Below are 25681 nucleotides of genomic sequence, written 5' to 3' on the forward strand. Positions count from 1 at the left end.
TAAATCCTCCGGAGATTTTTTTTTGTAGCCATTTTATATGTTTTTTAAGGGTTAATAAAAACAAAGTTACTAAAACGGCGAATAGGAAAAGCTACCGGAGGTTTAGTTCAACAGCCGTTTTGCAAAAGCGGGGGTTTCGTGCTTCTATGACAGTGAAGTGCTAAATTCAAGCTTTGTGCATCTAATGAAGTTTAGTGCTGAAAATCCCCGCCTTCGCAAAGCGGCGAACCGTTAACGGTCAGCTTAGAACGACACACCTATGAACATAACAGCATTTAAAACATTAATCTCAAACTTGCCAGTCAGACAACAAAGTTTTTCGACAAAACGGACAACTTGGGAGAAAGCAGAAAACCAAATTGAGTGGTTAAAAAAGTTGAACGACAACTTATTTAACGGCAAGAAAAATCTTGTAATTAGTCGACAAGACATTTTTGAAACTACCGATTTACGTGAATTAATTATCAAGACAATTTATTGGGGTTACCCAGGCGGAATGCGAGGAAATCACTTTATGAATATTCTAAAACACATTGACTTACTTGAAAGCACATTTAGTAAATTAAAGCAAACTCAAAACTCAACTTCTAACGACTTTAATGAACTAAGTCAAACATTTAAAAACATTTCAGGACTTGGACTTTCGACTTATAGTAAGTTGCTTTATTTTCTTCAAATTACTTTTAACGACAATCCGTGCTTAATTTTAGACAAAAGACTGATAGACGTTTTTGCAACAGAAACATATTCAGAATTTAATTCCATAAAAAAAATTAGGTATGACAATGCAGAGAAAAAATATCTTGACTTTTTGCAACTAACAAACGAAATATCTAAAAATTTGGTAACAAGTGGAGAAAATATTGAACAGTTTCTTTTCATATTTGGCAACAATCTAAAGCCAAAATCGGCAGACCAAGAAATTTCAAATATGTGGAACGGCAAATGTCCAGAAAGTCTATTAAGTGGTAAAACTGTTCGTATGCGACTTAACCAACAAGACTTTTTTGAAAGCGAAGAAACAGGTTTGCAAATTTGTATAATTCCAGGCGTTCAGGCTGTAATTTTGAATTTTAGAGGTAAGGGTAAATTTCGGACGACACCAAGCTATGCAGACGAAATTGAAAATGGAGAAATACTAAGTCCACAAAACACAGACAGACCGCCATTTAACAATCCAACGGTTGCTTTTGGTAACAGCGAAGAAATTGAAAATTACATCTCAACAATTAAATAAGACAATGCTACTAAACTTGACACCGACCGCCCGAGAAGAAAGCCGAACCGCTAACAAGGGTTTTGCAATAGTGGGCGGAAAGTACAAAGTTCACGTTTTGTGCTTCGATTGAAATTTGTATTTTAGTTGAAGGTTTCGGCTTCGATTTGCCCGCCATCGCCAAGCCCCGAAACGTGACCAACCAATTTAAAAACCAATAAACAGACAGAATATGGCAATATGGAAATCAAACAGAATTTCAGATATAATAACTGAAATTGAGGACGGAAAATTTGTTCTTCCGGTAATTCAAAGACGATTAGTCTGGGACGAAGAAAAAATGGAAATGCTTTTTGACACTCTACTAAAAGGTGATTCATTTGGAGGTATTATGGTTATTGAAGAAGAAAAAGAAACAAAACCATTATTTAATTTCCGCCCTTTTACAAAAGATGGAGAACCAATACCGTCAAGACAAATTGACAAATTAACACAACTTCAAAACTTTGTAATTGATGGACAGCAACGGCTTCAAACATTTTACATTGGATTGAAAGGAAGTATAAATGGAAGAGTTCTATATTTTGACTTATTCAGTGATTATAATACTGAATTTGAGTTCAAGTTTGAAAACGATGAAAGTAAACTCCCGAAACAATCAAAAGATAATAACGGCAGACCAATTTCAGAGCATAATTGGTATTTAGCAAGTAACCTATTGAGTCGGTTAAAGGAAACGAATGATGAGGATCAAGTTGCAAATGAGATTATTAAATCCCAAAATCAAACAGACGACACAAAAAAAACTCACATAATAAAGAATGTAAAAGCGTTTTACAAAAATATAATAACTGCTGAAACACTTGGCGTTTCGAAGGTTGTAGTGAATAAAACATTGAATGAAACGAATAATCGACAGAAGATTGTTGAACTTTTTAGGCGTTTAAATGATGGAGGCACAAAACTATCGCCATTTGATTTGGTTGCATCCATTCTAAAGGGTTATGAATGGAAAATGGAAGCATTTCTTGATGAGATATTAGATGAGTTTAAGGATATTGGTTTAAATCAAGATAACTTAATAAAACTTGTATTTATATTGCAAGACAATAACAGCAAAGAAATGGCTGACATTTCTGCTGCTGATGCTGAATTTGCTATTGAGAAAAAAGATAGAATTTGGAATGCACTTTTATGTTTGAGAAAGTTTTTAATCTATTCTGACTTGTATAATTATTACAAAGAAGGAAATAGGTCATTTATCCCTTTATTTTTTGTTGCTTATCATATATTCCATAAACAGATCACTGACAAAGAAGTTGAAACATACTTTGACGATTATGATGCTAATAATCCTGAATTTCCAAGAATAAAAAAATGGATTAATTACTCTCTTGTGAATGGCGTTTTTCGCAGTAAGGGAGCGGGATGGATTCCGTATAAAACAGGAATTAAAAAAATACTTGAAAAACTCAAGACATTCAAGAATCAGGATTTTCCAACTCAAGAAATGTTTAAAGTTTACTATGACCACGGAATAACATTTACAGAGGTAATTGATTTAAGTAAACTTGACGTTTTTGAAAGTCAATTTATGTACTACTTGATTTACGATAAAAAGCAAACAGTAAGAGTTCAAGACATTGACCATATTATGCCTAAAAATATTCTGGGAAATCTGAATTATGATTGGGCGAAAATTAATAGCATTAGAAATTTTCAACTGCTTGATTATGGTACTAACCGAGGTGAAAAGAATGGTAAACCTTTTAAAAATTGGATTGACAAAAATGTAACAGACAAGGCAGCATACGTATTGAAACACCTAATTCCAACTGATGAAAGCATTTGGACAGAAGATAAATTTGAAGATTTTATTGAAAAAAGGGCGGAATTAATTTTAGACAAGATAAGAAAAAATTTAAACTAAAATCGGTGGGTAACAAAGTGTAAGTGCCATAAGGGTTTCAGAGGTATGCGAAGGTCAGAAGTTCGGTTTAACTTTTTGTGTAACCTTATAGGAAATCACCCGCAATCCCTTACTGGCCATACCGCCGACCATTACCAGCAAGCATAAAACGACACGACACCAATGGAACAACAGGACATAAAAAATAAAATTTGGAGCAACCTTGACAGACTTCGGACTGACCGAAATTTTATAGGTTTTCGTGACACCAAATTATTAGAACTCATTGGAACGACACTTGGAGCGGAAAAACTTGACAGCATTTTTCAAGACAAAGAATTACTTACTTTATTGACAAATTCCTATTCAATTACAGCACCGAAGTATGTTTTTAAATTCATAGAAGAACTAATAAAAGCAGATAACCATAAATCTGTTCTTGACCCTTGGTTGACATTATCTTCACCGTTGCTTTATATTCAAGCTGACAATCTAAATGGTACTTGTATAAATCAATCAGAATTTGAAGCAATAAAAACTTTGTTTAAAGACAAAAGCAAAAACTTTAAACTTGGCGACACATTAAATCAACTTTCACAATCAAACGACAAATTTGATTTAATTCTTTCTTTTCCACCTTTTGGAATGTGGACACAAAGTATCAATGGAACTAAAAGTCCGTTTGATTTTGCGACAACATTACTTCTGAAATGTGGAGAGAAAATTGAAAATACTGGAAAAATGATTTTTCTTGTTTCTAATTCTTTTCTAATGGACGACAAAGTAAAAGAAGCATTAAAAAAAGAAGGTCTTTTTGTTGAAGCAGTTTTTGCTATTCCTTCTGGTGCGTTTGCACCAATGACAAATATATCTTCAAACTTAATTCTTGTTTCTAAAAACTCAAAAGAAAAAACATTTGTTGCCGAAGTCTCACAAGATGAAACAACTAACAAAACTATAATACAAAATTTCAAATCACAAAAAGAAGGAAAAGCGGTTCAACTTGGTACTTTAATAGATTTATCAGAATTCAAATCCTTAAACGCATTGGTTTCTGAAAAAGAAATGCAAGAATTGGTTAAAAGAATTGGCTATCCGCCAATTCTTTTAACTGACATTTCTGTTTCAATTAATGCACTTAAAGGCGATAATTCCGAAGATGTTGAACATTTGGCAAATTCAATCTATTTACCAAAAGTGGGAAATAGTCCAGTTGTTGCAAGTTTGTCTGAACTGAAAATAAAACCTAAAAACTATTATCAAATTCAGCTTGACGAAACAAAAGCTAATTCAATTTACGTTGCCAACTATTTCAATACACCAGTTGGAAAAAAATTGAGAGAGAGTTTAGAAGCAGGAGTTGTCATTCCACAAATTTCAAAATCGCAACTTTCAAAATGTATATTCTTTTTACCCGATTTGACAACACAAGCGGATTTAATAGAAGTTGATAACAAAATCCAGCAGTTTTCATTTAGACTTGCAGAACTAAAAAGAAATCTTTGGAAACAGCCTAAAAGCTACAAATCAATAGCAAAAGAACTAAAAACAATAAATCAAGAAGAGAAATTAGAAAATTGGATTGACAAATTACCTTTCCCTATTTCTTCCATTCTTTGGCGTTATTATGCAACCAAAGACAACAGTAAAAAAATTGAACACCTATTTCACTTTTTTGAAGCATTTTCTGAATTCCTATCAATGCTGATGTTAAGTGCTTTGGTTCAAGACAAAGAATTTTATAAAGAAGAAAGTCATAAATGGATTGGAAAGGACGAAAAATTTCAAAATTGGTATTTAAGAGCAACTTTTGGAAATTGGAATAACCTAACTTCAAATCTTTCAAAAGCAATCAGAACATACTTGACAGAGAATGACAAAAAAGAATATTGTAAAAATCTTTTTGGAAATCCGAGTGAAGCTTTTCTATCAATGATTACAAGCAAGGGAATTGTAAATGTTCTATTTGAGGTTGCAAACCTTCGAAATAAATGGAAAGGACACGGAGGAATAACAAACGAAGAAGAAAACAACCAAAGAGTTCTAACACTTGAACAACAACTAAACGAATTTAGAAAATACATTGCTGATGCATTTGAGGACACAAGAATGCTTTCACCAACAACAAGCAGTTTTGAAGACGGAATTTTCACTTTCAACGCAAAAGAATTAATTGGAGCAAGAACACCTTTTAATGAAATAACAATCAAGAGTTTAATTCCGCTTGACAGAAAGAAACTTTATTTAAGTAACTCACAACAAACAAAACCTTTGGAGTTGCTACCTTTTATTAAATTTATTGAAGCATCAGACGCAATTTACTTTTATACAAGTATTGAAAGTAAAGACGTTCGTTGGGTTTCATATCATTTTGACAAAGAAGCAGAACTAAAACAACCAGCAGACAATGAACTATTTAAAGCGTTCGATTTCCTTAAACCATAACGGACAGACAGAAATGCAAGCTGGTAATATCGGTTTGGCAATATGGCGGGTTTCGTACTTCTATGAAACATTTGTGCAAGGTTCAACAGTAGTAATTCTATTTAACTTTTGTGCTAAAAATCCGCCACATCGCCAAGCCGAAAAAAGTTGGCAGCACACTTCTGAAAGAAAAGGCTTTTTTATTGGGTTTTAATCGCCGAAAAATGGAATGTTGGAAAAGAGGATTTCCAGCGTTTTTTTCTTCTCCTTTTTCGGGTTTTCTTTGAGTTTTCTTTCACACTTCTTCGAGAGCGCTTCGAAAAAAGTACCGTTTTTTCGAACAAGAGTCGAACACTTCTCGAACACTTCTGCAAGAAAAGGCTTTTTTTGGTCTGTTTAATCGCCGGAAAATGGAATGTTGGAAAAGAGAATTTCCAGCGTTTTTTTCTGCTCCTTTTTTGGGTTTTCTTCGACTCTTGTTGCAGGTTTCTTCGAGAGCGCTTCGAAAAAAGTACCCTTTTTCCGAACAAGAGTCGAACATTTCTCGAACACTTCTGCAAGAAAAGGGTTTTCTTTGGTCGGAATAATTGCTGAAAATTGGAATGTTGCGAAAGAGGATTTCCAGTGTTTTTTTTCGCTCTTTTTTCGGGTTTACTTCGACTCTTGTTGCAGGTTTCTTCGAGAGCGCTTCGAAAAAAGTACTGTTTTTCCGAACAAGAGTCGAACACTTCTCGAACACTTCTGCAAGAAAAGGGTTTTTTTGGTGGGTTTAATCGCCGGAAAATGGTATGTTGGAAAAGAGGATTTCCAGCTTTTTTTTTTGCTCCTTTTTCGCGTTTTCTTCGAGCGGAACAGATTGAGGTATATTCAATAGTTATTGGGATATAGCAGTAGTAAAACCACTGAAATATACACCCACGTGAGTACTAAAAGTATTCAACAAATTAAAAGTCAGTTTGATGATTTGTAGGATTATAAATAAATACTATATTTGATAAAAATACGCTACCGAGTAGCGAGTATCCTCCCATTTTGGGTGTATAGTCGCTAGTTTATAGCGAGTATAAACAAGTNAAGGCATTTTAAAAGACGACAGGACAATGACAATAACCAAGGAACAACAGAAAGAACTGATTGAAATTAAAAATCAAATTGCTAAGCATTTTACAAAATCTGATTGGCTAGACTTGGGCTATACTTTAGGTGCATATGAAGTAATTGAAGGACACTCAAGATTGTTGAGAAGTCTTAGCTTCGGAGATGAAGATTATGAAGGCAATATTCTTGAAGTTTTGACTGAAATAATAAAAAAAGACCCTAAAAACTTCAATGAAATTAAATCGCATTTAGCTGAAAAGTTTGCAACTCCATTGGTATCAGATTTAATATCAACTGCACACACTGAGACCCCCAAACGAATTGTCACATTTTCACCGCAAGTATTTACAATTCCTAATAAACAACAGAACGACAAATTGGTAACTGTAATGTTACCTTTTAAATTACAAAAATCATTTGAAGCAGTAAAACAAGCTTGTAACAATTTAAGTCTTGACTGTGCAAAAGCAGATGACATTTGGGAAAATCCAACATTTATTCAAGACATTTTTGAGTTAATTTTCACTTGTCGAGTTGTCGTTGCTGACTTTTCAGGAAAAAATCCAAATGTATTTTATGAAGTAGGCATTGCTCATACTTTAGGAAAGACAGTAGTTCCTATAACTCAATCAATGGCTGACGTTCCTTCCGATTTGGGACACCACCGAGCCTTACTTTATTATCCAAATGAACAAGGATATAAAGACTTGACAACAGAAATTGAGAAGAGATTAAAAACCCTATTCCCTGACCCTTTTGACTTTTAACAATTAAAATTAAATACAATGGAAACGAAATCAAAAAACATTTCACTTAAAGCAATACTGATTGCAATTGGACTTGGTATTTGGGTAATGGTGCTTCAAAATGCAGGCGTTATACCAACCAAACAAAACGTTTACGTCAAAGGTGGTTATATAAATGCAGACATTGATCGAACAGTGGATGTTCGTGGTTCTGTTGACGTTAGTGGCTCTGTTGACGTAGATAATACAGTTTCAGTATCAATTGACGAAGTTTTAGGTAGAAATGGACAGAAATACTACTACAATAACAACTAGAAAAAACGCCCTATAACAGCACCTACCCAAAAGTGGCGGTTCAGTGGTTAAATCAAGCTTTGTGCTTCTATCAAAGTTTGTACTTGACAGATAGTGAATCGCTTCGAAATCGCCACCTTCGGGTAGCTGCAAAACGTTCTGCGTCAGGTTACGAGAACCGAAAGTGATAGAAAAATTGAATTATTAACATATCCTAAAATTTAAAATTATGAAATTAGATTTGTATTCAAAAAGTGTTTTAACTGTTATTGCAATATGCTTAACGATTAATGTTTTAAAGGATTTTGATATTATGCCAAAAGCATACGCAAATGAACCTTTAAAAAATGAAATAAGATTACTTCCTAACAAAAATTATGGTTTAATACCTGTAAATCCTGATGGTTCAATTGATGTAAATATTAAATCTTCAACAACTATGGATGTTAACATTGAATCTTGTGATTCTTATGCTTTACAATATGCAGGTCCAATGAAAGTAGATATTAGAAGAAATGATGACAAATAATTATCACTACTTAAATGTACAAATTGTCCATTTTAAAAAAATGTATTATGAATATTTACAAAACGTCTAAAATAAAACTTTCAATATTATTTATATTATTATCATCTTTAATTTATTCACAAGAAGAAACTGAATGGTCTTATCTTGGAGATACGAGTGATGGAGAAGGAATTTATTTAAAATTAGAACAAGATAACTCGTATTCAAAAAAAGCTTGGGTTAAATTTTTAAAACCAATTACAACTAAAAAGAATAAACAAGGAAAATTTATAAAAGTTGGTGGAGGTTATACAATTGGATTGTGGACAGTTGATTGTGATGATAAAGTTTACAGTATAAATAGCCGTTTAACATATAACAGTAAAGGAATAGTAATATTTGAGGGAGAAAGATATAATGATCCAGAAAGGGAAAATATTATCCCAGATACAGTTGGAGAATTTATTTTTAAAAACATTTGTACGAAATAAAATAAACCCGAACGCACAACAGCGGTTTGCAAAAATTGGGGGTTTTAGTCTTGATTTTAAACATTGTTTTGTACTTTTGTGTTCAGTGATTTACTCAAAGTTCGGGCTTACCAAATCCCCAACTTCTTAAAGCCGCGAAACGTTGTAGGAAATTTTATAAAAACCCCCGTAAATAAATAAACCCCAAATAAATAAACTTAAAAATGAAAAAAATTTTTATTTTCTCGATGATTTCTTTAACATCAATGCTTTATTCACAAGAAAATGTGAATGTAACTGAAAATCAGGCTTCAACTGAACTATTTAAAAAACCACAATTGAAGAGGGAACTCTAGTAAAAGCGGCACTTAAAAATGAAATTCGAGGTGGTAAAATGAAAGTTGGAGACCAAGTAGAATTTTATTTAAAACAACCGATTTCAGTTGGGGATCAAGTTGTAATTGCAGAAGGAAAGAAAATTATTGGAACTGTCACGGAAGCCAGAGCAAGTGGAATTGTATGAAGAAAAGGAAAACTTGCATTCAATATTGAGTTTCTATATCTTGATAATGGACAAATTATAAAATTGACTGGTCAAAATTCAAAAAATTTAAAAGGTTCAGGTGCAGTTGTTGCTGCTACTGCAGTTCTTTTAACCCCTTTATCTTTATTTATACCAGGAAAAGGTGCGAAATTTGAAAAGGATACAGTGTTTGAAGCATATGTTGCGAAAGATACCGAATTAAGATAAAAAAAACTTCTTATAAAAGCAGTTTGGCAAAATGGCGGGTTCAGTGCTAAACTCAACGGCAGTTCTTCGATTGAACTTTTGTGCAAAATTGAAGATTTGTGCTTCGGTTGCCCCACCATCGCAAAGCCCCGAAACGTTATCAGCAATATTTTAACCAAACCACTAAACATGAAAAAATCAATTTTACTATTATCAATTTTATTTCTATTGTCTTGTGGCGACAATAATAAAAAAACAAGCGTTGAAACTTCTGAAAAGCCTACAACATCTAAAATCCAAAAAATTGACGCCAAAAAAGAAGATAGAAACGATGGCACATTTAATCAAATGATTTTGTTTTCGGTCGACAGTACTGCTACGATTGGAGAACTAAAACGGTTTTGTTCGGAAAATAAGTCAGAATACTCTACTGGATATTTTGAGATACTTGTGTTCTTTACAGACAAAAGTTCGGCAAAATTCCCAGAAAATCCTGTGACTGGAGGCTTTATGGAAGATAGCGATTTGAAAAAAATTAAAGCAATTTATACCATCAATAATACTAACGGTTATAGTAAACTTGATTTTTATGAAAAGAATGCTTTTGAAAGTAGACCAAATTCAATTGACATAGACTAATAAGGCTGGTAACAGCGAATTCACGCAATTGAAGGTTTTTTCTAAGTTGAACTAGTTTTTCATTAACTTCGTTTTGCGCTAATTGAAACATCTCGCAAGTCAAGCCGCAACTGCGCAACTTTTGTGCTTCGATTTCCGCCACTTCTCCCCCGGTGTCGCGGGCTAAAAGCCCGTTCCTATTGATCCACCTTTTAATTCATTAATAATTTCCAAATAAGAAGATAGGATTTTCTCCTTTTCTTCTTAGTTTTCTTCGACTCTTGTTGCAGGTTTCTTCGAGAGCGCTTCGAAAAAAGTACTGTTTTTCGGAACAAGAGTCGAAGAGTTCTCGAACAGTTCTGAAAGAAAAGGCTTTTTTTGGTCGGAATAATCGTTACCCGATTTTTAAATGTTACAAAGCCTTTGTCAGGCAGGCGGACTAAAAACTATTCCTTATATTTGCAGCTATTATAGACTACTTAAAAAAATAAAAATGGATTTCAAAAACTACCAGATGCCCTACAGCATCAATCCAAATTACACAAAAAAAACCGCCTATTTTTCAATGGAATTTGCCATAGACCAAGCCCTGAAAATCTACAGTGGCGGCCTGGGATTCCTCGCCGGTTCTCACATGCGAAGCGCCTACAACCTAAAGCAAGACTTAGTTGGCATAGGCATTCTCTGGAAATATGGCTACTACGACCAAAGCCGAAATATAGATCAAACCCTGAACCCCATCTGGACCAAGAAGATGTACAGCTTTCTGGAAGATACGGGCATCAAATTCCAAATCGAGATCCACAACGCTCCCGTGTGGGTGAAAGTCTGGTATCTGGATCCGGAAACCTTCAAGACCTGTCCGATGTTCTTCCTGAGTACCGACGTCCCCGAAAACGATCACATCTCGAAAACCATCTGCCACAAACTGTATGACGCCAACGAATCTACCAAAATTGCACAGTACATTCTCCTGGGCAAAGGCGGCGCAAAACTGCTGGACGAAATGAACTTCGAGAGAGAAGTCTATCACCTCAACGAAGCACACGGGCTGCCGGCAGCTTTCTATCTGCTAAAAAAATATGGCGGCGACCTTGCCAAAGTGAAGGAAAAATTGGTCTTCACAACGCATACGCCCGAAGAGGCAGGAAACGAAAAACACAACATCTACCTTTGCCACGAGATGTCGTACTTCTCCGGTTTGTCCATAGAGGAAGTTAATAATATTGAGGGCGTTCGGGACGACATATTCAACCATTCGCTGTGTGCTTTGAAGATGGCAAGAGTAGCCAATGGCGTTTCGAAGCTTCACGGCGTGGTCTCCAGGGAAATGTGGACCAAATATGATGGCATCTGCGAAATCAAATCTATTACCAATGCACAGGAATTCAAATATTGGGCAGATAAACCCCTCTACGATTCTAAGGACGAGAGCGACGACTCCACCTTTAATTACAGAAAACATCACCTCAAAAAAAGAACCTTCAAAATAGTCGCAGATCAAACGGGGAAATTATTTGATCCTAAAGTCTTGACCATCGTGTGGGCCAGACGTTTCGCGGGTTACAAACGGCCGGATCTGCTCTTGGCGGACAAAGAACGTTTCAGAAAATTGCTGGAAAACAAGGAGCATCCGGTGCAGATCATCTGGGCAGGCAAGCCCTACCCGATGGACTACGGCGCCATCTCTACTTTCAATAATTTGGTGGAAGAAAGCAAGCATTACAAAAATATGGCCGTGCTGACGGGATATGAACTGGCACTAAGCAAATCTTTGAAACAAGGGTCGGACATCTGGCTCAACAATCCGCGGGTTCCGAGAGAAGCCTCAGGCACCAGCGGGATGTCTGCGGCGATGAACGGATCTGTCAACCTCTCGACAGACGACGGCTGGATACCGGAATTTGCAAGACATGGCGAAAACTCGTTCATTGTCCCTATGGCCGATTATGCGCACTGGCCCATCGTAGAACAGGATCATTTTGATCTCAACAACCTCTATGACGTGCTGGAAAAAGAAATCATCCCGACCTATTACGACGATCCCAATAAATGGAGAAAAATCGTCCAAACCGCGATGGATGACGTAAAATTACAATTCAACAGCGATAGACTGGCCGACGAATATTATAAGTTGATGTATTAGCCACCGGCTACTTTCCAAAAAAGCAACCCCTCCAGAGAAAGCTCCGAAGGGGTTTTTTGTTGACATATTTCGAAAAGTCCAACAAATTATAATTTAAGGAATGAATATTTTTAATGAAATTGCGCCGACTCGGTAGAATCCTTCATCGCGACCGTTGCAGAGGTGCCGCTCATCACCACGTTTTGGATCTCGTCGAAATAACCGGTCCCTACAAAACTCTGATGTTTCACCGCCCGGAATCCCTTGTTTTGCAAAGCAAATTCGCGCTCCTGCAATTCCGAATAGCCGGCCATTCCGCGCTCTTTGTAGGCTAAAGCCAACTCGAACATCGCCGTATTCAAGGCGTGGAAACCTGCCAAAGTGATGAATTGGAATTTGTAGCCCATCTTCGCCAATTCTTCGCGGAAGTTTTCCATTTCTCCGACACTTAGTTTTGCAGCCCAGTTGAAAGAAGGCGAACAGTTGTAAGCCAGCATTTTTCCCGGATATTTGGCGTGGATACCTTCCGCAAATCGTCTGGCATAGTCTAGGTCGGGGTTCGAGGTTTCCATCCAGAGCATATCGGCGTACGGTGCATAAGACAAGCCCCTATCGATCCCCTGCTCTACGCCGTTTCGCACGGCAAAGAAACCTTCGGAAGTTCGTTCTCCTGTGATGAATTTGCGGTCTCTTTCGTCGATATCCGAGGTCAAAAGATCTGCCGCATCGGCATCGGTTCTTGCCACGATTAAGGTTGGCACGCCACAAACATCTGCCGCCAATCTGGCTGCAATCAGTTTATTAATCGCTTCCTGAGTCGGTACCAAAACTTTTCCGCCCAGGTGGCCACATTTCTTGGCCGAGGACAATTGATCTTCGAAATGAACGCCTGCAGCACCTGCTTCGATCATTTGTTTCATCAGTTCATACGCATTCAGGTTTCCGCCGAAGCCGGCTTCTGCATCGGCAACGATGGGAACGAGATATTCTTTTTCGCCGCCACCACTGACCGATTGGATCTGATCTGCTCTCAGCAAGGCGTTATTGATTTTCTTGACCACAGTCGGAACCGAATTGGCAGGATACAGCGACTGGTCGGGATACATTTCTCCGGAAAGATTGGCATCGGCTGCCACCTGCCAGCCGGAAAGATAGATGGCTTCCAAGCCTGCATCCACTTCCTGAACGGCTTGATTGCCCGTCAAAGCGCCCAAAGCGGCGATCCAATCCTGATTGTTGAGTTTGTCCCAAAGTTTTTTGGACATTTCTGTCGCGATGGTGTAATCCAATTTGTAGGAACCCCTTAGTTTCAGCACTTCTTCTGCGGAGTAAGGTCTTTGCACGCCGATCCATCTCGGATTTGTGATCCAGTCTTGCTCCAAAGCTTGGATCTCTTCTTGTTTTGATTTCATAATGATATAATTTGTGATTGGTTGTAATTAATTTGAATGTTTTTGCAAAAAAGCTTTCACTACTTCCCGCTTTTGTCTATTATCTTTTCAAATAAAAGGATAAGCTTTTAAGGTAAGGAATTCCTCGAATTTTTCGGAGAAAACCAACTCATTGAAAAGTTCTTTGGCCAGATTGAATCTTCCTTTTTTATACCGCTCTTCTCCCACATATTTTTGAATTTTGATGAGTTCTTCCTGTTCCCATTGCAAGAGCAATGCTCTGGTCAAAGTTCTTTCGTCATCCAAAACGGCTTCATTTCGCAGCCATTGCCACACTTGCGACCTAGAGATCTCGGCCGTTGCGGCATCTTCCATCAAGTTGTACAGTGCTGCTGCGCCCACGCCCATCAGCCAAGATTCGATATAGAGGATTCCGACGTTGATGTTTTTTCGGACGCCGTTTTCGGTAATCGTTCCGTGAGGAACTTCCAGCAATTGCGATTCTTTGATTTTGTAATCGAATTTCTTATCGATTTGATTGGCTTCGGGCATATATTGATCGAAGATTTCTTTTGCAACCGCCACCAGACCGGGATGCGCCACCCAAGTGCCATCGTGTCCGTTTCTCACCTCTCGCTCTTTGTCATTTCGCACCTTTTCGAAGGCGGCTTCATTGGCTTCATCATCATTTTTCACGGGAATCTGTGCGGCCATACCGCCCATTGCGTGGACATTTCTTTTGTGACAAATCTCTATGACCCGTTTGGAGTATGCACTCATAAAAGGAGAGCTCATCGTTACCTGATCTCTGTCCGGCACTAAAAAGTGCGGTAGATTCCTGAATTTTTTGATGTACGAGAAGATGTAATCCCAGCGGCCACAGTTGAGACCTGCGCTGTGATCTTTCAGCTCAAATAGAATTTCATCTAACTGAAATGATGCCGTGATCGTCTCTATCAGCACAGTCGCTTTGATCGTTCCTTGCGGAATTCCCAGATAATCCTGAGCAAATATAAAAACATCGTTCCACCAGCGCGCTTCCTTGTAATGTTCCAATTTAGGAAGATAAAAATAGGGACCGCTTCCGTTTTCGATTAGTTTTTTAGCATTTCTGAAGAAGTACATTCCAAAATCTACGAGCGATCCGGAGGCTAATTCAGCATTGATTTCAATATTTTTCTCAGGCAGATGCAGACCTCGGGGCCTCACGATCAGCGTTGCAGTTTTATCATTAAGCTGATAAGATTTCCCTTCTTCATTTACGAAATCGATCTTTCTGCTGATGGCATCGGTCAAATTAATTTGCCCGAGAATGCAGTTTTCCCAAGTTGGCGAATTGCTGTCTTCAAAATCTGCCATAAAGGTACTCGCGCCGGAATTCAGCGCATTGATAATCATTTTGCGATCCACAGGTCCGGTGATTTCTACACGCCTATCCAAAAGATCTTCCGGAAGTTTTGCACAGGTCCAACTGCTACTTCGCACAGTTTCGGTTTCTTCCGGAAAAGTGGGCAAGATGCCCCTGTCAAATTTCTTTTGTGTTTGCTTCCTTTGCTCTAAAAGGTCTATTCTCCTTTGATTAAATTTCTGATGAAGCGCTGTCAAAAAAGCTGTCAAATCCGGAGTGAAAACATTCCTATAACTCTTGTTTGCAGTGATTTTCAAACGATTTATGGTTTCCATAGTGATGATATTTTGTGATTTGGTTGGACAAAAATATAAAAAATATTTTCACATACAGCGAACGTTCGCTAATATTTTATAAAAATTATTATGCGAATACTCGCTTTTTTTATATCTTTGATTTTATGATAGCAGAAAGCGACTACATCCGCGTGGTTTTCGGACTGAAACTGAAACAGCAGCGGCAGAAGAGAAATTGGTCCTTGCAAGATCTGGCAAGCAAAACCGGACTGTCCAAATCCTACCTGAACGAAATAGAAAACGGGAAAAAATATCCGAAGCACGACAAGATCATCCAGCTCTCCAATGCGCTGGGTTGCACTTTTCACGATTTGGTTTCTTCGAAATTGGACAAAACTCTGACCCCGATTAACGAGATTTTGCAGTCGGATTTTTTCAAAGAAATACCCTTGGAACTTTTTGGAATCAATAAGAATTATCTGATCAGCATCATCAGCGATGCGCCCAAAAAAGTGATGGCTTTCATTAATGCATTGATAGAAATTTCGAAAAATTACAATTTGGGAAAAGAGCGATTTTATTTCGCGGTGATGCGCTCCTTCCAAGAACTGTACGACAATTATTTCCCGGAAATCGAAGAAAAATCTGCTGAATTTGCGGACGAAAATGGTCTTGAACTCAACAAAAATCTCAAAATAGAAACGCTTGCAAGCTTACTCCAAGACAAATTCGGATACGAAATAAGGTCAGAAAAATTTGACGATAATGAAGCCCTCAACAAATTGCGATCCCTCTACGTTCCCGAAAAAAAACTGCTTTTATTAAATGAAAGATTGAATAGCAATCAGGAAATATTCATCTTGGCAAAGGAAATCGGCTTCAACGTCCTGAATCTCATTCCACGCCCCAATACTTACTCGTGGCTGGATTTCGGAAGTTTTGAAGAAATATTAAACAATTTTTACGCCTCTTATTTTGCCGGCTGCCTTTTGATTTCCAAGAAAGATCTCATCGAGCAAATGTCCGATTTTTTTTATAAGAAAGAATGGAGTCCCAAAGATTTCGAAGAGTTGATCCATCATTTTACAGACTCGCCGGAAACGTTCTATTACAGATTGACCAATATTTTGTCTTCGGAGTTTGGACTGAAAGATCTTTTCTACCTTTGTTTTGTGAAAAAAGACAGCTCCGAAAAAATTAATATTTTGAAGGAATTGCACCTCAATCATCAGCAAGCGCCACACGCCAACGCGACCAACGAACACTACTGCAGGCGTTGGATCGCGGTGAAAAATATTTATCATCTGAAGGAAAATGAATCGTTGACGGATGCGCAGATTTCTCATTACAAAGATCTGGGAATGAGCTATCTGGTGGTTTCTACTTCGCAGAAAAATCCCTTTTCCGACGGCAGCAATAGAAGCTATTGCCTGGGAATCTTGCTCAATAATCAGACGATTAAGAAGATCAATTTTGCAAGATCATCCTCCTTGAAAACCATCGACGTCGGCGTGACCTGCGAAAGCTGCAGCATAAAAGATTGCGAAGTACGACAGGCGCCGCCGGTACGGCTGGAAAAAGAGCAGTTCAATCTGGAAATGAAAAAATCGATTGAGAAGATCAGAAAAAATGTAATTTTAGGCAAGTGATTCTCGATTTCCTTTTCCCCAACCGTTGCTTGGGTTGCAATCAGTTGATTGACAACAGCGAGATCGTCTGCGAAATTTGCCAAGACAAAATCCACTTTACCCACCACCGGTTTTCGGAAAACAACAGCTTGAAAGAAAAAGCGGCGCTCCTGTTTCCGGTAGAAAATGCATTTTCGCTGATGTTCTACGAGCAGGAAAGTCTGGCTCAGAAAATTATCCAACAATTAAAATACAATCATCGGGAAAAAATTGGGAAAAATTTGGCACAATGGACGATCGAAAAACTAAACTTCGAAGACCGAAAACCGGATCTGATCGCCACCGTCCCACTCCACCCCAAAAAGCTGAAAAAGCGTGGCTACAACCAGCTTCATATTTTCGGAAACATCCTTTCCCAACATTATCAAATTCCAATTAATCATCATCTGCTTCTGCGCACCCGGCATTCTAAAGCGCAAGCCAAAAAGGGACAAAGCGAGCGCCTGAAAACAAAAAATACTTTCCGACTGAATGAAAAAATCCGTGATAAGCATATTTTATTGATCGATGACGTCTTCACGACCGGCAATACGAGCGCAAATATCGCTTGGGAAATCCTAAAAAACGCTGAAAATGTGAAGGTTAGTTTGCTGGTGATGGCGATGGACGCTTGATAATTGTTAATTGTTAATGGTTAATGGTTAATGGTTAATTGTTAATGGTTAATTGTTAATGGTTAATGGTTAATGGTTAATGGTTAATTGTTAATGGTTAATGGTTAATGGTTAATGGTTAATTGTTGATTGTTAGCGTTGTAATTTTTCGCCGTAGCTCAGATCGCCGGCGTCGCCTAATCCCGGCGTGATGTAGCCTTTGGAAGTCAGATTTTGATCTAATGCTCCAATCCATAATTTGGCGTTTGGATAAGCATTTTGGATGGTTTCTACACCTTGGTGGCTGGCGATGGCTGCAACGATGTGAATGTCGGTCGGTTTCCCGTTGGTCAATAGATCTTTGATGGCCTCGATGAGCGACGCGCCAGTTGCAAGCATTGGATCTGCAACGATGAGTGGGCGAAGGTCGAGATTGGGGCAGGTCAAGTAATCTTGTTTGATGGAGAAATAATCGTTGGCATCGTGCTTCCTATAAGCCGCTACGAAACCGCAATCGGCTTTGTCGAAATAATTCAGAATCCCCTGAAAGAGTGGCACTCCGGCTCGGAGAATGGTGGTGATCACGGGCTGCGTTTGGATTTCTTTGACCACGATTTTGTCGAGCGGCGTGGTGATTTCGATTTCCTTGTATTCCAAAGTTTTACTGATTTCGAAAGCGGCAATCTCGCCGATGCGTTCCATATTTCTGCGGAATCTAAGGCGGTCGGTTTGCACGTCCACATTTCGAAGTTCATTGATCCAGGCGTTTACCAATGAAATTTCTTCTGATAAAACTTTTAGCATTTGGTTTATTTTGGGGTAAATATCGTAAAAATTTGGAAACGGTTTAAATTTGCTTCTTATTTATTTTAAACGAAATTCCCTATTTCAAGGAGATTTTGATTTTTACAAGTCGCTTTTTATAGAACTTTTTCGATGCTGTTTAATTTTATTAATAATAATTTTTCGTTAAAGCACTTTCTCTCAGCTTAAATGTGCTCTGAAAGGTTTTTTCCGACGTTGAAAGATGGTTGTCGCCACAACATAGCCCCGATAGGAACGGCATCCTTTTTCTTTTTTGTTGAGGAACTGCGATGGCGGACAGATGCGTTCTAAAAAAAGAAAAAGATATAGTGGATAGCGGGTTGGACCGGTGAAAAGAAGTAAAAAACGAGATGCTCCTAAAAAATAAACCCTCCCAAAGCACGAACTAAGGAAGGGTCGATTGTTATTTTTGCCGGAAGTAAACCTCGATGGGAACACCGGTGAAACCGAAGTTTTTGCGAAGCTGATTCTCCGTGAAGCGTTTGTAGGGTTCCTTGACATATTGCGGAAGATTGCAGAAAAATACGAACTGAGGCGACGGCGTTGGCAACTGCACACAATATTTGATTTTGATGTATTTTCCTTTGTTTGACGGCGGTGGTATCGCTTCGAAGATGGGCAGCATCACTTCATTCAGTTTGGAGGTTTTGATTTTTTTCTTGCGATTTTCGTAGACCGTCATTGCCATTTCTACAGCTTTCAAAATTCTCTGTTTCGTAAGCGCAGAGACGAAAAGAATCGGAACATCGTGGAACTGCCCGATTTTGTCTCGGATGGATTGCTCGAAATCTCGGATCGTGTTAGTTTGCTTGTCCTCGATCAAATCCCATTTGTTGACCAAGATCACGATGCCTTTTCTGTTTTTCTGCGCCAGCCCGAAGATGTTCATATCCTGCGATTCCCAACCTTGCGTGGCATCCACCATCAAAATGACGACATCACAATACTCGATGGAGCGGATGGACCGCATCACGGAGTAGAACTCCAGATCTTCGGAGACCTTCGCTTTGCGCCGCATTCCGGCCGTATCTACCAGCACAAACTCGTGTCCGAATTTTTTGTACAAAGTCTGAATACTGTCTCTTGTGGTGCCTGCCACATCGGTGACGATATTTCTCTCGACATCCAGCAGTGCGTTGGTCAATGTAGATTTCCCAACATTTGGGCGGCCGGCGATGGTGATTTTTGGCAAGCCTTCGAACGGGTCTTTATACTCGGTTGTGGGGAAATCTCGCACCACGGCATCCAACAATTCTCCCGTTCCGGAGCCGGTTGCGGACGATAGTGTATAATATTTTTCCACGCCCAATTGGTAAAACTCGGTGGCAGGAAGTTCTTCCTTGGATGAATCCACTTTGTTTACGACCAGATATATGGGTTTGTTGGATTTTCGTAATAGTTCGTAGATTTCCTGATCGGTGTCCGTCAGCCCTTCTTCCACGTTGACCATAAAGATGATAGAAGTGGCCTCGTCCACAGCCAATTGCACTTGCTTGCGGATCTCGACTTCGAAAACGTCGTCCGTTCCTACGTCGTAGCCGCCGGTATCGATGACGGTAAACTCGACGCCGTTCCAGTCAGATTTGCCGTAATGGCGGTCTCTGGTGACGCCGGCTGTAGAATCTACGATGGCTTCTCTTCTTTCTAATAATCGGTTGAATAAAGTGGATTTTCCGACGTTGGGACGCCCAACGATGGCAACGATATTTGACATAAAATTTGTTTCTTGGTCTCCGCTCATCTTTTCGAATATTGAGCAAAAGACTTGATTAAGAATGGGTAACTCCGACTTTCGAAGCCCAAAATTTTTGCAAATGTACGAAATTTGTTTTGGGTTCAAAGCTGTGAAATCAATACTGTTTTTTATCTGAAAGCGCCACCAAATGTATGACTTATTGTAAATTTTTGAAAAGTCAAAAAGATTTCGATGAAGACCGATCTATTTTAAATAACTTGGGCATATTTCGGCTATTCCATTCCTTTTTTTATTGCTAAATTTGCAAGTTCAATTTTTAATAGATGCGTACGAAATCAACAGGTAAGAAAACAATAAATATCGTCACTCTCGGATGTTCGAAGAATATCTATGACTCGGAAGTGCTGATGGGGCAACTGGAAGCCAACGGCAAAAAGGTAGTCCACGAAGAGAAAGGCGATATTGTGGTCATCAATACTTGCGGCTTCATTGATAATGCAAAAGAGGAAAGCATCAATACGATCTTGGAATATGTAGAGCTTAAAAACAAAGGTCTCGTAGAAAAAGTGTTCGTAACGGGTTGTCTTTCCGAGCGATACAAGCCGGATCTTATCCGCGAGATTCCGGATGTAGACCAGTATTTCGGGACCCGCGATCTGCCGATTTTACTGAAGCATCTGGGTGCAGACTACAAGCACGAATTGGTGGGCGAACGGCTCACGACGACACCGAAACATTATGCCTACCTCAAGATTTCCGAAGGATGCGACCGGCCTTGCTCTTTTTGCGCTATCCCGCTGATGAGGGGTAAGCACATTTCTACGCCCATCGAAAAATTGATTACCGAAGCGCAGAAATTAGCCAAAAAAGGAGTCAAAGAATTGATACTCATCGCCCAAGATCTTACGTTTTACGGTCTCGATATTTATAAACGAAGAGCGCTGGGAGATCTGCTGCAGGAATTGATAAAAGTCGAAGGTATCGAGTGGATCAGGCTTCACTATGCCTTTCCGACGGGTTTTCCGGAGGATGTGCTGGATATTATCAAGACAGAACCAAAGATTTGCAATTACATAGACATCCCGCTGCAGCACATCAATACAGAATTGTTGAAAGCTATGAAACGGGGGACAACTTTTGAAAAGACCAATGCCCTTCTCGACAAATTTCGGGAAAAAGTACCGGATATGGCTATCAGAACCACTTTGATCGTGGGATTTCCGGGGGAAACGGAAGAGAAATTTGAGGAGCTAAAACAATGGGTCAAGGATCAACGTTTCGATCGGCTGGGATGTTTTGCTTACTCTCACGAAGAAAATACAAGCGCTTATGCCTTGGCAGATGATGTGCCGGAGGCTGTGAAGCAAAACAGAGTCGAACAGATTATGGCAATCCAGCAGCAGATTTCTTGGGAAAAAAACCAAGAGAAAGTGGGTCGCGTTTTTAAATGTATTTTCGACCGAAAGGAAGGCGAATATTTCGTAGGAAGAACGGAGCACGACTCCCCAGATGTGGACAATACCGTTTTGGTTGCAGCCAAAAATGTTTATGTCCCGATTGGAGAATTTGCAGACGTCAGGATCACGTCGGCGGAGGATTACGACTTGATAGGTGAATTGATCTGAAGACCCTTTCGTCAAAATATTTAAGCCTTTGATTTATTTCAAAGGCTTTTTTTGTTAAAATTTTTATTCAATTCATTTAATGAATTGTAAATCAATATATTATATAAATACTTATAAGCAATTACGCTAAACTATCTTTATACTCTATCAATTTTTCAATACAATAAGCCTCTTTATTAAAAATAGAATGAATATTTTGCAAAACTTATGAATTATTTTAGCCAAAATAGTCTTTAAAGCTTTATTAAATTCAATATTTAAAAAATTGAAAGATTTTCTAATTTGCTTTAAAACAACTACTTATATTTGGAAGTAGCAGGTGACTTCCCTTGATTGATTAACAAAACACGTATAAATTTAACGTTTATTAACACCATCCGCCATCAAGTTACAGTAGGCAGTTAGCGGAACATGGAATTGTCATCTTTGCTCTGATTGTGCCTCAACGGCTTAGAAATCGCGAATCGGAAAGTCATTCCGGATATCTTTGTAAAGTCAAAACCCAAAAATATTCAAGTATGACCAAAAGAATTTTTCTTGTAATCATCATGATGATTTCAACACTTGGTATTTTTTCTTTCAAGAATAATGCCACAGATGTAAAAACAAGTTTTGCATCCTTCTACCACGACAAATTTAATGGTAGAAAAACAGCGAGCGGCGAAATCTTTAGTAACAAAGAGCTTACCGCTGCCAATAGGACACTTCCCTTCGGAACTCAGGTGAAAATTACCAATTTGATTTCCGGAAAAAGTGTTGTCGTAAGAGTGAACGACAGAGGACCATACCACTCTTCCAGAGCTTTTGATCTCACAAAAGCGGCATTTAGTTCAATCGGCGATACAAGACGTGGTACCATCGCCATTGAATATGAAGTGATGGACTAAAAAAGCATTTTGGTTTTAATATCAAAATAATCTCGTAAAAGTTAGAACAAAAGTAATATTTTGAAGGAAAAGAGTTCGGTGCCGAACTCTTTTTCTTTGCGATCCCGGTAATAAAGCTGAGATTTTTATGTTATCAGAAAAGCGCTTGCGGTGACTTCTCAATCGTGCTTTCATAGTCTTGAGAAAACTATCTATTCATATACCTTCGGCAACCGAAAAGTTTCTAAAAAACCAAAGTCAATTCTCCTCAGCCAACCATTCGCCATAGGAAGTTTCGGTCTCGTGAAGTTTGAGATAAGATAAATGGACGCGTGGCGGAAGTTTGGGTTGTATTTTGGAAGCAATGTCGTACAGCATATTTTCGCAAGTGGGTTGGTAATCGCAGAAAATAACCTTATGCCCTTGATTTTGCAAGCTTTCTCCAAGAAGGATATGCGGAGAAGCAGCATTCACCAAAACCGCATGATCCCAAACATCTACGATTTCCTCTTTCACAATCCTTTTGATATCGCCAAAATCAGCGACCATTCCGTTCTTGTGATTGTCCAGATCGTTGATGGGATTCCCTTTCACGGTTACGAATAATTTGTAGGAATGGCCGTGCATATTCCTGCATTTACCATCATAATTATAAAGGACGTGAGCCGTCTCGAAAGTAAAAATCTTGGTTATCCTTATCATCTTGCAAATATAATCAAAAATCCTGTTGATTATTTCTGCAAAAGACAGTGGCCGTCTTTTCAAAATGCTTAATTTTGTACCGAAAACACATACCTTAAAATGAAAAGAATCCTACTGCTACTGAGCTTAATTTCCGGCGTTTACTTCTATTCTCAAGATTTTGGAGAGATTAACAAAATATTGGAAAAAATCGAGAAAAAAAGCAAAAAAATGAAGGACGCTTCGGACTATGATATCAAAGGTAAAAAATTTGTGCTCGTAGAAGATTTCGAAGATCACGCTGAGCGCCACATCTTAGAATTCAATGCAGACGGCACTTTGACACTTATCGAACTCATTGACGACAAAGCCAGCGGACAGAGCTTTTCCAATATCTTCAGCGGCGATTATATCCGCAACAAAAACGCCATCTCTGCCCGAGCCGGTTATCTTGAAGGCAAGCAAATCTCCATCCCCATTTCTTATAATCTCTACATTATGAACGCCGGAGATATTTGGTATTTGAAAGATATCAACAGCAGCAAACGGTGGATTGAGAATAACAATCTGACAAAAAAGAAGAAGTAAACACTTTCTTCAACTATATTTTTTGGGTTAAACTAAGTCTTATTTAGATTTTAAAAATTCTATACAATTCCTGACGGCTTCATCTAATTCTTTTGGCAAAAAGTCGTGAGGCCAAGGTTCTTTTGCACCAAATGTATGATTGGCATTTTCTATGATGCTCTGCTCAGAATTCTTCGTCCAATTGTGAAGTTTGTCGCAATGTTGTCTATCCACCGACTCGTCATTGGAACCGTGAATGAACAAAGCAGGAATCGTCAAATTTCTACAAGCTCTTTCCACATCCAATCGTTCTCTATTGTCTATAAAATCCTGATAAAATTGATAATAATGTGGCATTTTTTGCTTGGTACGTGCATTTTCCACGTAAAAGACGCCCTGCTTTTTCCAGTTTTCTAAGGCCTCTCCTTTTGGGAAACGATCCAGCGTCGAAACGGAAGCTAAAGTAGCCAATTTGCGAATATTTCGACTTTCCGAGGCCTCGATGACGGCGATTCCGCCCCCTCGGCTGTGACCAAGCAACATCACATTCTGAGAATCTACTTCTTTTTGATTTTGGAAATAATCCAGCACCACTTCCAAATCTTCCAATTCTTTGGTGTAATTATTTTGCCCAAATGCTTCCAGATCGCTAAAATTATTCGGGTCGTCAATCGTGGTTCCGTTGTGGGAAAAATTGAATTTTACAAAGTAAAAACCGGCATTCGCAAATGCTTCGCCCATCAATTCCCAAGCGCCCCAATCTTTGTAGCCTTTGTAGCCATGAATAAAAATCAGCAATGGAAAAGCTTTGCCGGCAATATCCGGATAAAAAGCGTCGACCAGAAAATCTTTCTTTCCTTTTAAAACAATATTTTTAACTTTAATCAAGTTCATCTATCTTAGTGGTATCAAATTTACTGAAATAAAAAAATAGACCATGAAAAAAATACTCCTTTTATTGTCTTGTTTGCTCAGCATTGCGTTTTTTTCTCAGAACATCCGCTTCGACAAAGCAAAAATCGACGGGCTCAACACTTATAACGAGGAGCATAAAAGCCGGGCATTCATCATCTATCAAGATGGAAAAATCATCAATGAAAAATATTTTGGAAAAAAACTGATCGGGAGACAAGCCTTCGACCAGGAGACCAATTGGTACTGGGCCTCGGCAGGAAAATCTTTGACGGCCGTCCTCATCGGGATTGCGCAGCAAGAGAATCTTTTGAATATCGAGGATTCTGTATCAAAATATCTGGGAAAATGGACTTCGATGGCCAGCGAAGACGAGGATAAAATCACAATCAAACATCTCCTTACGATGACCTCCGGACTCGATTATAAAAAAGATTTTTTCTGCAGCTCCAAGAACTGTCTGGTCTTCAAAAATCCACCCGGAACATTTTGGTATTATGATACAGCGGCCTACTCGCAGCTGGCAAAAATAATCGAAAAAGTATCGAAAAAAAACATCGATGATTATACATCCGAAAAATTGTCGGGAGCGGGAATCATAGGAAAATGGCATAAATACAAGGGTGGACTTGTATTCTTCAGCACCGCAAAAAGCTTCTTACAGTTCGGAAAATTAGTCTTAAACAAAGGCACACTAGACGGTAAAATCTATTATAAAAATGATCTCTATTTCCAAAATATGTTGCAATCTTCTCAAGACCTGAATCCTTCCTACGGCTATCTTTGGTGGCTGAATGGCAAAGAAAAAATCAAAGTTCCTGGTGTAGAAACGGCGTTTAACCAATCATTGGTACCCAACGCACCGAAAGATATGTTTTGTGCATTGGGCAAAAACGGACAATTTTTGGACATCGTTCCAAGCGAGAACCTGATCATCGTCCGAATGGGTGCGAGTCCTACCGCTGTGGAAAATACCGTCAAATTCCATAGGGAACTTTGGGATAAAATCCTCGAGTGAAAATGCAGAAGACTGGCTAAACAAGGTCTACAAAAAA

25 protein-coding genes are annotated in these 25681 nt (G+C 38.6%); 18 read left to right on the top strand and 7 right to left on the bottom strand.

What is annotated here, in order from left to right:
• Nucleotides 1-259: 259 nt before the first annotated feature.
• From DTW91_RS11290 to DTW91_RS11305, 4 genes are all read left to right on the top strand, one after another.
• On the top strand, nucleotides 260-1237 hold the full coding sequence (locus DTW91_RS11290) for a hypothetical protein (RefSeq protein WP_125203474.1): 978 nt from the start codon (nucleotides 260-262) through the stop codon (nucleotides 1235-1237).
• 211 nt (nucleotides 1238-1448) lie between these two features.
• Nucleotides 1449-3146, top strand: coding sequence for a DUF262 domain-containing protein (locus DTW91_RS11295; RefSeq protein ID WP_125203475.1), 1698 nt, complete (start codon nucleotides 1449-1451; stop codon nucleotides 3144-3146).
• Between the two features lie 162 nt (nucleotides 3147-3308).
• Nucleotides 3309-5570 (top strand): N-6 DNA methylase, encoded by a 2262-nt coding sequence (locus tag DTW91_RS11300; RefSeq protein WP_125203476.1) that lies wholly within the window; start codon nucleotides 3309-3311, stop codon nucleotides 5568-5570.
• Nucleotides 5533-5763: a hypothetical protein gene (locus tag DTW91_RS11305; RefSeq protein ID WP_125203477.1), complete on the top strand. Its 231-nt coding sequence runs from the start codon at nucleotides 5533-5535 to the stop codon at nucleotides 5761-5763. The genes DTW91_RS11300 and DTW91_RS11305 overlap by 38 nt, the downstream gene beginning before the upstream one ends.
• Nucleotides 5764-5945: 182 nt before the next feature.
• Here the strand turns inward: DTW91_RS11305 and DTW91_RS12740 are convergent, their stop codons facing one another.
• Nucleotides 5946-6101 (bottom strand): hypothetical protein, encoded by a 156-nt coding sequence (locus tag DTW91_RS12740; protein WP_185144777.1) that lies wholly within the window; start codon nucleotides 6099-6101, stop codon nucleotides 5946-5948.
• A gap of 548 nt (nucleotides 6102-6649) precedes the next feature.
• On the opposite strand from DTW91_RS12740, the gene DTW91_RS11315 reads away from it, so the two are divergent.
• The 8 genes from DTW91_RS11315 to glgP all read left to right on the top strand — a co-directional run bounded on the left by DTW91_RS11315 (nucleotide 6650) and on the right by glgP (nucleotide 12159).
• Nucleotides 6650-7414: a hypothetical protein gene (locus DTW91_RS11315; RefSeq protein ID WP_125203478.1), complete on the top strand. Its 765-nt coding sequence runs from the start codon at nucleotides 6650-6652 to the stop codon at nucleotides 7412-7414.
• Between the two features lie 18 nt (nucleotides 7415-7432).
• Nucleotides 7433-7708, top strand: coding sequence for a hypothetical protein (locus tag DTW91_RS11320; RefSeq protein ID WP_125203479.1), 276 nt, complete (start codon nucleotides 7433-7435; stop codon nucleotides 7706-7708).
• A 208-nt stretch (nucleotides 7709-7916) separates the two neighbouring features.
• Complete coding sequence (locus DTW91_RS11325) at nucleotides 7917-8216, top strand: hypothetical protein (RefSeq protein WP_185144778.1); 300 nt, start codon at nucleotides 7917-7919, stop codon at nucleotides 8214-8216.
• A gap of 47 nt (nucleotides 8217-8263) precedes the next feature.
• Complete coding sequence (locus tag DTW91_RS11330; RefSeq protein ID WP_125203480.1) at nucleotides 8264-8686, top strand: hypothetical protein; 423 nt, start codon at nucleotides 8264-8266, stop codon at nucleotides 8684-8686.
• A gap of 373 nt (nucleotides 8687-9059) precedes the next feature.
• Complete coding sequence (locus tag DTW91_RS12975) at nucleotides 9060-9188, top strand: hypothetical protein (RefSeq protein WP_262696677.1); 129 nt, start codon at nucleotides 9060-9062, stop codon at nucleotides 9186-9188.
• Between the two features lie 63 nt (nucleotides 9189-9251).
• Nucleotides 9252-9416, top strand: a complete 165-nt coding sequence (locus DTW91_RS12745) for a hypothetical protein (RefSeq protein WP_185144779.1) — start codon at nucleotides 9252-9254, stop codon at nucleotides 9414-9416.
• A gap of 168 nt (nucleotides 9417-9584) precedes the next feature.
• Nucleotides 9585-10034, top strand: coding sequence for a hypothetical protein (locus DTW91_RS11335; RefSeq protein ID WP_125203481.1), 450 nt, complete (start codon nucleotides 9585-9587; stop codon nucleotides 10032-10034).
• A 472-nt stretch (nucleotides 10035-10506) separates the two neighbouring features.
• Nucleotides 10507-12159 carry an alpha-glucan family phosphorylase gene (gene glgP / locus DTW91_RS11340; RefSeq protein WP_125203482.1) on the top strand — a complete coding sequence of 551 codons (1653 nt, stop codon included), beginning with the start codon at nucleotides 10507-10509 and terminating at the stop codon, nucleotides 12157-12159.
• A gap of 110 nt (nucleotides 12160-12269) precedes the next feature.
• On the opposite strand, the gene aceA is transcribed toward glgP, so the two are convergent.
• Together aceA and aceB are read right to left on the bottom strand one after the other, a co-directional pair.
• Entirely contained in the window at nucleotides 12270-13550 is a 1281-nt protein-coding gene (gene aceA, locus DTW91_RS11345) for an isocitrate lyase (protein ID WP_125203483.1), read from the bottom strand.
• A gap of 87 nt (nucleotides 13551-13637) precedes the next feature.
• Nucleotides 13638-15212, bottom strand: a complete 1575-nt coding sequence (gene aceB / locus DTW91_RS11350) for a malate synthase A (RefSeq protein WP_125203484.1) — start codon at nucleotides 15210-15212, stop codon at nucleotides 13638-13640.
• A 125-nt stretch (nucleotides 15213-15337) separates the two neighbouring features.
• Between aceB and DTW91_RS11355 the strand changes: the two genes are divergently transcribed.
• Nucleotides 15338-16822 carry a helix-turn-helix domain-containing protein gene (locus DTW91_RS11355; protein ID WP_125203485.1) on the top strand — a complete coding sequence of 495 codons (1485 nt, stop codon included), beginning with the start codon at nucleotides 15338-15340 and terminating at the stop codon, nucleotides 16820-16822.
• A complete protein-coding gene (locus DTW91_RS11360) occupies nucleotides 16819-17475 on the top strand; it encodes a ComF family protein (RefSeq protein ID WP_125203486.1) in 657 nt (218 codons plus the stop codon). The genes DTW91_RS11355 and DTW91_RS11360 overlap by 4 nt, the downstream gene beginning before the upstream one ends.
• Before the next feature lie 132 nt (nucleotides 17476-17607).
• Here DTW91_RS11360 and upp read toward each other — a convergent pair whose 3' ends face one another.
• Both upp and der read right to left on the bottom strand, forming a co-directional pair.
• Nucleotides 17608-18258, bottom strand: a complete 651-nt coding sequence (gene upp, locus DTW91_RS11365) for a uracil phosphoribosyltransferase (protein ID WP_125203487.1) — start codon at nucleotides 18256-18258, stop codon at nucleotides 17608-17610.
• 424 nt (nucleotides 18259-18682) lie between these two features.
• The gene (gene der, locus DTW91_RS11370) at nucleotides 18683-19993 is read right to left on the bottom strand and encodes a ribosome biogenesis GTPase Der (RefSeq protein ID WP_125203488.1); all 1311 of its coding nucleotides are present in this window, start codon (nucleotides 19991-19993) and stop codon (nucleotides 18683-18685) included.
• A gap of 305 nt (nucleotides 19994-20298) precedes the next feature.
• Between der and rimO the strand changes: the two genes are divergently transcribed.
• The gene (gene rimO / locus DTW91_RS11375) at nucleotides 20299-21600 is read left to right on the top strand and encodes a 30S ribosomal protein S12 methylthiotransferase RimO (protein ID WP_125203489.1); all 1302 of its coding nucleotides are present in this window, start codon (nucleotides 20299-20301) and stop codon (nucleotides 21598-21600) included.
• Between the two features lie 518 nt (nucleotides 21601-22118).
• The gene (locus DTW91_RS11380) at nucleotides 22119-22487 is read left to right on the top strand and encodes a septal ring lytic transglycosylase RlpA family protein (RefSeq protein ID WP_125203490.1); all 369 of its coding nucleotides are present in this window, start codon (nucleotides 22119-22121) and stop codon (nucleotides 22485-22487) included.
• A gap of 237 nt (nucleotides 22488-22724) precedes the next feature.
• Here the strand turns inward: DTW91_RS11380 and DTW91_RS11385 are convergent, their stop codons facing one another.
• The gene (locus DTW91_RS11385; RefSeq protein ID WP_125203491.1) at nucleotides 22725-23168 is read right to left on the bottom strand and encodes a 6-pyruvoyl trahydropterin synthase family protein; all 444 of its coding nucleotides are present in this window, start codon (nucleotides 23166-23168) and stop codon (nucleotides 22725-22727) included.
• 99 nt (nucleotides 23169-23267) lie between these two features.
• Between DTW91_RS11385 and DTW91_RS11390 the strand changes: the two genes are divergently transcribed.
• Nucleotides 23268-23735 carry a hypothetical protein gene (locus DTW91_RS11390; RefSeq protein WP_125203492.1) on the top strand — a complete coding sequence of 156 codons (468 nt, stop codon included), beginning with the start codon at nucleotides 23268-23270 and terminating at the stop codon, nucleotides 23733-23735.
• A 39-nt stretch (nucleotides 23736-23774) separates the two neighbouring features.
• Here the strand turns inward: DTW91_RS11390 and DTW91_RS11395 are convergent, their stop codons facing one another.
• A complete protein-coding gene (locus DTW91_RS11395; RefSeq protein ID WP_125203493.1) occupies nucleotides 23775-24608 on the bottom strand; it encodes an alpha/beta hydrolase family protein in 834 nt (277 codons plus the stop codon).
• Nucleotides 24609-24651: 43 nt separating this feature from the next.
• Here DTW91_RS11395 and DTW91_RS11400 point away from each other — a divergent pair, with 43 nt between their 5' ends.
• The gene (locus DTW91_RS11400; RefSeq protein ID WP_125203494.1) at nucleotides 24652-25644 is read left to right on the top strand and encodes a serine hydrolase domain-containing protein; all 993 of its coding nucleotides are present in this window, start codon (nucleotides 24652-24654) and stop codon (nucleotides 25642-25644) included.
• The last annotated feature ends 37 nt before the right edge of the window (nucleotides 25645-25681 follow it).

The organism is Chryseobacterium sp. SC28 (assembly GCF_003932955.1).
GTDB lineage: Bacteria > Bacteroidota > Bacteroidia > Flavobacteriales > Weeksellaceae > Epilithonimonas.

Excerpts from the sequence above, each read along its gene's own strand:
- DTW91_RS11335 (WP_125203481.1), top strand. The coding sequence starts at position 9,585 with ATGAAAAAATCAATTTTACTATTATCAATTTTATTTCTATTGTCTTGT.
- DTW91_RS11330 (WP_125203480.1), top strand. The coding sequence starts at position 8,264 with ATGAATATTTACAAAACGTCTAAAATAAAACTTTCAATATTATTTATA.
- DTW91_RS11385 (WP_125203491.1), bottom strand. The coding sequence starts at position 23,168 with ATGATAAGGATAACCAAGATTTTTACTTTCGAGACGGCTCACGTCCTT.
- DTW91_RS11325 (WP_185144778.1), top strand. The coding sequence starts at position 7,917 with ATGAAATTAGATTTGTATTCAAAAAGTGTTTTAACTGTTATTGCAATA.
- DTW91_RS12975 (WP_262696677.1), top strand. The coding sequence starts at position 9,060 with ATGAAAGTTGGAGACCAAGTAGAATTTTATTTAAAACAACCGATTTCA.
- DTW91_RS11395 (WP_125203493.1), bottom strand. The coding sequence starts at position 24,608 with ATGAACTTGATTAAAGTTAAAAATATTGTTTTAAAAGGAAAGAAAGAT.
- glgP (WP_125203482.1), top strand. The coding sequence starts at position 10,507 with ATGGATTTCAAAAACTACCAGATGCCCTACAGCATCAATCCAAATTAC.
- DTW91_RS11295 (WP_125203475.1), top strand. The coding sequence starts at position 1,449 with ATGGCAATATGGAAATCAAACAGAATTTCAGATATAATAACTGAAATT.
- DTW91_RS11300 (WP_125203476.1), top strand. The coding sequence starts at position 3,309 with ATGGAACAACAGGACATAAAAAATAAAATTTGGAGCAACCTTGACAGA.
- DTW91_RS11400 (WP_125203494.1), top strand. The coding sequence starts at position 24,652 with ATGAAAAAAATACTCCTTTTATTGTCTTGTTTGCTCAGCATTGCGTTT.
- DTW91_RS11390 (WP_125203492.1), top strand. The coding sequence starts at position 23,268 with ATGAAAAGAATCCTACTGCTACTGAGCTTAATTTCCGGCGTTTACTTC.
- DTW91_RS11320 (WP_125203479.1), top strand. The coding sequence starts at position 7,433 with ATGGAAACGAAATCAAAAAACATTTCACTTAAAGCAATACTGATTGCA.
- rimO (WP_125203489.1), top strand. The coding sequence starts at position 20,299 with ATGCGTACGAAATCAACAGGTAAGAAAACAATAAATATCGTCACTCTC.
- DTW91_RS11355 (WP_125203485.1), top strand. The coding sequence starts at position 15,338 with ATGATAGCAGAAAGCGACTACATCCGCGTGGTTTTCGGACTGAAACTG.
- DTW91_RS11315 (WP_125203478.1), top strand. The coding sequence starts at position 6,650 with ATGACAATAACCAAGGAACAACAGAAAGAACTGATTGAAATTAAAAAT.
- DTW91_RS11290 (WP_125203474.1), top strand. The coding sequence starts at position 260 with ATGAACATAACAGCATTTAAAACATTAATCTCAAACTTGCCAGTCAGA.
- aceA (WP_125203483.1), bottom strand. The coding sequence starts at position 13,550 with ATGAAATCAAAACAAGAAGAGATCCAAGCTTTGGAGCAAGACTGGATC.
- DTW91_RS11305 (WP_125203477.1), top strand. The coding sequence starts at position 5,533 with ATGAACTATTTAAAGCGTTCGATTTCCTTAAACCATAACGGACAGACA.
- der (WP_125203488.1), bottom strand. The coding sequence starts at position 19,993 with ATGTCAAATATCGTTGCCATCGTTGGGCGTCCCAACGTCGGAAAATCC.
- upp (WP_125203487.1), bottom strand. The coding sequence starts at position 18,258 with ATGCTAAAAGTTTTATCAGAAGAAATTTCATTGGTAAACGCCTGGATC.
- DTW91_RS11380 (WP_125203490.1), top strand. The coding sequence starts at position 22,119 with ATGACCAAAAGAATTTTTCTTGTAATCATCATGATGATTTCAACACTT.
- aceB (WP_125203484.1), bottom strand. The coding sequence starts at position 15,212 with ATGGAAACCATAAATCGTTTGAAAATCACTGCAAACAAGAGTTATAGG.